This is a genomic window from Nostoc sp. LPT, assembly GCF_017115165.1.
Classification (GTDB): domain Bacteria; phylum Cyanobacteriota; class Cyanobacteriia; order Cyanobacteriales; family Nostocaceae; genus Nostoc.
Genome location: NZ_JABXKF010000031.1, coordinates 100,474 through 107,080 on the forward strand (window position 1 = coordinate 100,474; position 6,607 = coordinate 107,080).

Annotated in this window: 5 protein-coding genes; 3 read left to right on the top strand and 2 right to left on the bottom strand. The window is 41.2% G+C overall.

Annotated elements, in window-relative coordinates:
• Window positions 1–15: 15 nt before the first annotated feature.
• The gene (locus HWQ58_RS06755; RefSeq protein WP_292859433.1) at window positions 16–1,218 is read right to left on the bottom strand and encodes an argininosuccinate synthase; all 1,203 of its coding nucleotides are present in this window, start codon (window positions 1,216–1,218) and stop codon (window positions 16–18) included.
• 379 nt (window positions 1,219–1,597) lie between these two features.
• On the bottom strand, window positions 1,598–2,362 hold the full coding sequence (locus tag HWQ58_RS06760; protein WP_292859436.1) for a PEP-CTERM sorting domain-containing protein: 765 nt from the start codon (window positions 2,360–2,362) through the stop codon (window positions 1,598–1,600).
• A gap of 495 nt (window positions 2,363–2,857) precedes the next feature.
• Here HWQ58_RS06760 and HWQ58_RS06765 point away from each other — a divergent pair, with 495 nt between their 5' ends.
• The 3 genes from HWQ58_RS06765 to HWQ58_RS06775 all read left to right on the top strand — a co-directional run bounded on the left by HWQ58_RS06765 (window position 2,858) and on the right by HWQ58_RS06775 (window position 5,917).
• A complete protein-coding gene (locus HWQ58_RS06765) occupies window positions 2,858–4,111 on the top strand; it encodes an anhydro-N-acetylmuramic acid kinase (protein WP_292859454.1) in 1,254 nt (417 codons plus the stop codon).
• 120 nt (window positions 4,112–4,231) lie between these two features.
• Window positions 4,232–4,678: a hypothetical protein gene (locus tag HWQ58_RS06770; RefSeq protein WP_094348018.1), complete on the top strand. Its 447-nt coding sequence runs from the start codon at window positions 4,232–4,234 to the stop codon at window positions 4,676–4,678.
• Window positions 4,679–4,903: 225 nt separating this feature from the next.
• Window positions 4,904–5,917 carry a glycosyltransferase family 2 protein gene (locus tag HWQ58_RS06775; protein ID WP_292859439.1) on the top strand — a complete coding sequence of 338 codons (1,014 nt, stop codon included), beginning with the start codon at window positions 4,904–4,906 and terminating at the stop codon, window positions 5,915–5,917.
• Window positions 5,918–6,607 lie beyond the last annotated feature (690 nt).

Sequence of the window (6,607 nt, forward strand, 5' to 3'; positions counted from 1 at the left end):
CCTAACTCCTAACTCTTAACCCCTAATCTGCTTTGACCAAATACGAGTCGGTAGTCCCCAAACGTAGATAAAGCCTTCAGCGGCTTTGTGGTCAAATTTGTCTTCGGCTCCATAGGTTGCCAAATCGGGAGTATAGAGAGAATTATCGCTCGAACGCCCAACTATCGTAGAGTTGCCCTTGAACAACTTGACTCGCACAGTTCCAGAGACTTGCTCTTGTGTCTTTTGAATAAAGGCATCAAGTGCAACTTTGAGTGGACTGTACCACAAACCGTTGTAAACAATTTGGCTGTAAGTTTCTTCAATCCCACGCTTGTAATGGGTGACATCTGCCGTTAAAGCCAAGCTTTCTAAATCTCTATGTGCCTGAATTAGCACCAACATCGCGGGTGATTCGTAGATTTCCCGCGATTTGATCCCCACCAGACGGTTTTCAATCATATCGATCCTTCCGATGCCATGATTTCCTACCGCCTGATTGAGTTCTTCAATTAGCTCAACTGGCTTTTTGGCTATACCGTTGAGGGTTGTGGGAATACCACCGTGGAAACCAATTTCGATGTACTCTGGGTCGTTGGGAGTGTGAGCGATCGCTTTGGTCATCTCATAAATTTCTTCTGGTGGCTCAAATGACGGATCTTCGAGTAAACCAGCTTCAATACTACGACCAAGCAAATTCTTGTCAATACTATAGGGAGAAGATTTTTTGACTGGTGAGGGAATACCAAACTTTTCCCCATAAGCGATCGTTTCCTCACGACTCATCCTCCATTCTCTGGCTGGTGCGAGGATCTTCAAGTTGGGGTTTAAGGCGGTTACAGAGACATCAAAGCGAACCTGATCGTTGCCTTTGCCGGTGCAACCGTGAGCGATCGCATCAGCACCATATTTTTCGGCTGTTTCTACTAATATTTTGGCGATCAGTGGACGAGCCAGAGCGGTTCCTAGAGGATAACGATTTTCATAAAGGGCGTTGGCTTGAATCGCTCCAAAGGCGTAATCTTTAACGAAGCTGTCTTTGACATCCGCCACTAGGGATTCACTTGCACCCGATTTCAGAGCTTTTTCTCTGATTGGCTCTAATTCATCTCCCTGACCTAAATCTGCTGCTAGGGTAATTACCTCTTCTACACCCCACTCCTGCTTGAGGTAGGGGATGCAAACTGAGGTATCCACTCCGCCAGAATATGCCAGGACAACCTTTTTGGCGCGACCCATTAATTTCTCCAGTTAGGATAACAAAGAATGAGTCATTATTATATCTAAACTAATCCATGTATATTTTATTCATGCAACAACCTATAAGGGGATTTAGGAGTTAGGAGTCAAAATTATAGTTCACTCTTAATCCAGTTCGGTTAAGCTGTAAGCAGTTATTGAGTATAGAAAAAGAAAATTATTTCTCAAGGTTGCTATGCGTAGCATTGATCGTAGAAGAAGGCCCGATCGTAAATAGCAAAAGGATTAGGGCGAGTTTACCTAAGTAAGCTCACCCTAATTTGTATTTAATATTAACTTAGTTTTGAAATCCTTATACAGGCTAAGGTTAGAGTATAGAGAAAATCAGGAAAATCTTACTGAGCTCAGATTGATATATTTAATGAGATTGCCTTACACTTTGCAACTTCTCGTTCTTGCGCTTGCGTAGAAACATACCACCTACAGCCAGCATACCTAAGGTAACACTAGGCTCAGGAACAGACTTAGGATCAAAACCTGTAAATCTGTCAGTTCCTTGATGGAAAGAATGGTTGTCACTTTCAAATCCACCACCACCTGCTTGGGTAATGACAATCTTGTTGAAAATATCGTTGCTACTATCTGAGTAGAAGTGAAGGTAGCCATTTCCTTCACCGTAATGCTGTGACGCACGAATTGGAGCAACCGGGTTCACATCTTCAGTTGTAAATGATTTGATCAGATTATCGCCTTTGTAGAAGGAAAAAACGTTACCAGAACTGATAGCTCCCCAGTCAATACCGAAATAATTGAGGGAATTTGCAAGGTTAATTGTGACTTGATCGCCGTTGAAAACTGCCAAATAGTTACCCTTATTATTGACTTCACCGTTTGCCCCAGCAGGTGCCCATTGATCTAACTTAACACTGCTGATTCCACTGTTATTCTCAAATGAGTACTTAGCGAAACCAGTGGTTGGTGCTTCACCATCATTGAAGTCAATAGTTTTTGTACCAGGAAGCTGAGTAAACTCAGAAAAAGCACCTTTGTCAGTTTCTCCATTAGGACCTGCAATGCCAGTGGTTACTTTGAAGGAAATAGCCTGGGCAGAACCTGCATAGATAAATGAGGAGATTGCAGATAAAGATAGAGCCGCGATACAAGCAATTTTTGTAAGAGACATACTTTTGAGATTCTGTATTTTTAATTGTTGAAAAATTCGCTGTGCGATTTGAGTTCATTATGTAATGTCTTTTATCAGAAAGAATAGGATAAAAATACTGGATTTATATTTACTGAAAAATTGCTATATCTAGTAAAGCACTTGCTTGATTTTTGAACATAAATAAGTAGTTTTACTTGCCGGAAAAGTAGATAAAGTATCTGTTCTTTATCTGAAGATAAAAAAGCTTTAAAGTTAGCTCCTATATATCAAGAATTTGTATCTTCGGATGTTGTCCTGATTAAGAATCAATCAAGATAACAAACAAGACTGTTTAAAATTCTTTGTTTGCTGATAAATAAAAATAGATTCGTGGTCATTGCTATTGGTTTTGACATTCTTCCCTCGCTCTATTTACTTTTACTTCTGTAGTCAACTATGCAACCTAAGTGTTTTGACATAGCTAGTAACATGAATTAAACTAAACTCTTGCAATCAACAAAAGAATCTCGATCGATGCATCCAACTGAAAAAGCTGTTGTCCCCACTCGCGTTATTGGTTTAATTAGTGGCACATCCGTAGATGGCATAGACGCTGCGTTGGTAGAGATTTCCGGCACAGAATTGGATCTCAAAGTTGAGTTGCTAGCCGGGGCAACATATCCTTATCCAGCCGAACTCAGAGAAAGAATATTAGCAGTTGGTGCAGGCGTTGCCATCTCAATGGCAGAATTAGCAGAAATAGATGATGCGATCGCTCAAGTCTTTGCCCAAGCCGCCCAAAATATTCAAATTGGTCATCAACCAGCCACTCTCATTGGCTCCCACGGTCAGACTGTTTATCATCGACCACCCAAAGAGGCAGCAGGGGAGCAGGGGAGCAGGGGGAGAGAAATGCTCACTACCCACTGGCTCAACCCTAGCTATCTGCTAACAGCACTGGGCACTACTTTGGGTTACAGTCTTCAACTAGGGCGCGGTGCATTAATTGCCCATCTTACGAGCATTGCAACTGTGAGCAACTTCCGCGTTGCTGATATTGCTATTGGTGGTCATGGTGCGCCTCTCGTGCCCAGAGTGGATGCTTATTTACTCAGTCATCCCCAGGAGGGGCGTTGTATTCAAAATATTGGTGGTATTGGCAATGTTGCTTATATTCCGCCTCGGCGTGGTGACTGGCTCTCAAAAATTCGCGCTTGGGATACTGGCCCAGGAAATAGTCTATTAGATATAGCGGTGGAGCATTTAAGCGCTGGTGCTAAAACTTATGATCAAGATGGCAATTGGGCAGCGAGTGGTACTCCTTGCCATCCTTTAGTAGAACAATGGCTCAACCAAGACTACTTTCATCTACCGCCACCCAAATCCACTGGACGCGAATTATTTGGTGTGACTTACCTGCATCAGTGTTTAAAAGATGCTCAAGCATACCAACTCAATCCTGCTGACGTACTGGCAACTCTTACAGAACTTACAGCTGCTTCAATTGTTCACAGTTACCGCACTTTTTTGCCAGAAATGCCACAACGGGTATTATTATGTGGTGGTGGTAGTCGCAATCTCTATTTGAAACAAAGATTACAGTTATTGTTGGCATCCATACCAGTCTGGACTACAGATGAAGTCGGCTTGAGTGCAGATTTTAAAGAAGCGATCGCTTTCGCAGTTTTAGCCTACTGGCGACATTTGGGTATTCCTGGCAACCTACCCACTGCTACAGGTGCACCTCAAGAAGTACTTTTGGGAGAAATTCACCAAGGTCAGTCCTGAGTCAAGAACAATAAACAAGATAAAAAATTTTTTCATTCTTCACTCATAACTCAGCACTGGCAACTTAGCACTGCTATAACTATAGTCTTGGCGGCACTCGAGCAAGACAGGGAATAAAAGGTGGCTCATACTTTTTTATTGGAACCAGGACGCTGGGCAATGGAAGGAAATTGGCTGGAACGCAATGGTATGCCAATTAGCGTCAAGGGTATGACCTTGGTCGCTTGGAATCGAGATAACTGGTTTACTATGGCCACAAAACTGATATTCCCAGGTAGCGATCGCTCCGAAATCTCTCTGCAATATAAGGGGCGGTTGCATGATGGAGAGCGTCAGTATACTTTTTTACTACAACATAATATTTTGGGGCAAGTTGAAGGCGAAGGCTGGATTGGTCTGGATACTATCGTACAGCGTTACTGGGTACTAGGCGATCGTCAGCGTCGTAGTGGCTTTGAAACCCTACACCGGATTTCGCAAGATACATATTACCTCAGTAGTGGTATCTTGGCTGGTCATTTTTTAACTAACACAATGGAAGCTAGCCTAGAGCGTCAGTCAGCTTAAAGGCAACGCTGCCTCACTGCTTTGCTGTTCTTTTGGGCCAAAAACCGTCGTTCAAAAAACTCTGGTAACGCACTGGTTTCCCAACGCCTAATATCTCCTGCCCAACTTTAACCACTCATCGTTTATTCTCACCGACCTACTGAGTTGTATAGTAAAAAAGAAACGATCAAATTATCGTCAGGATTTTAGCATTTTACCTAACCGTGTAGTCAGGAGTTCAGTTTCGTGAATCCTAAAGTCTCCGTTATTATCCCTGCTTACAATACTGAAACTTATATTGGGAAGGCAATAGAGTCAGCCTTAGAGCAAACACTCACTGACATTGAAGTTATTATTGTCGATGATGGCTCAATTGATAAAACTGTAGAAGTCGCTAAAAGTTTTACCGATCAACGTCTCAAAGTGATAGTTAATCAGCAAAATCTTGGAGCAGCGGCTGCACGTAATCGCGCCTTTAGAGCAGCCCAAGGAGAATGGATTGCTGTACTTGATTCAGATGATTGGTATGCTCCCGAAAGATTGTCCAAGCTTGTGTCTCTGGCAAATGAAAGAAATGCAGACATGATTGCTGACGATCTTTATTTAATCAAGGATGGAGAAATATCTCCTTGGAGCACATTGATTCAAGAAAGTGAAGAACGTATAGATAAAATTCTCCAAATTGATATTGTTTATTTTGTAGAAACTGATGTCTATGGGCAATCAGGGTTGCATCTTGGTTTAAGCAAGCCTCTATTCAAACGAGAATTTCTGGTTAAGCACGGCATTGAGTACGATGAAGAAATCAGGATGGGTCAAGATTTTTGGATTGATATGAAATGCTTAATCAAAGGAGCTCGCTTTTTTATTGAACCAAAACCCTATTATTTCTACCGTTCACGCCCTGGTTCTCTTGTATATCAAAGCCAATTACCACGCCTAAATCAATACTGCAAAGCTGCTAAATATTTCATGCAACAAGACGTTGTGAAAAAAAATCCTGCTCTAATGCGTGCTTTATCTTATAATCTCTCAGTCTATAAGAAAAATCTAGCTTACCTTCAAGTTGTAGAACCTATAAAACAAGGAAAATGGTTAACAGCATTCACAGAAATCAGGAAATATCCGGGCTTTTTTTATGATTTTATGTCCCGATTTAATAGTATCGTTGAACGTCGAATTCAATACTATGTGATGGATAATAAATCAAGTTTTGATATGTATCCTAACCAACAAAGGAAACGAAAAACTACCTCTTAGACTATTACAGTTTTATCAATAAATAATGCATCTTTACATATAAGAATGAGCTTAAAGGTTAAAAATATTGTTAGGTAATCAGAAAATGTTTTAAAAGTATCGGGCGAATATAATTCGCTATTACACAAACAAAGTCTACCTCCGTGGACTAATGCAAATTTAAGGGTTTGTTAACCTGCAAAGGCAGGTAAGGTTTCATGTAGCCAAACTAGTGCCGTCTTCTCCCAACACAAAGCAACGTCTCCAAGAGTTAGAGAGACATCAAGAGTGATAGCGCGTTAGTCAAAATTGGGCAAACTAAAACTACACCACAATTAAAGTGCAAAATGGTATAAAGCGTCATTATAAATCTACTCTTTATGCTTGTTTGATTTGGTATGTTGCATCAGTTGCAATAACCATCTTGGTTGCAAACGGTCAGATCGTGGTTTCAATCTTCTGAAAGAGGACTGAAAAACCTAGTACAGCACCGCCTAAATAGACCAACTATTGGAAATCGCACAAAAGCCTAGCTTATAAGCTTTTTGCCTTTTGACCTCCATTTCTGTCTTGCAGTAAGAGCATAAAAAGTTATTTATAGGCGCAATAATCAGATATCAGTTTGAATGCACTTGTCCTCCTAAACACTTACAACCCCCTAGCTATCTAATTGGTATACAAAGCAGGTAAGCTGAAAACTTGCATCTAGCA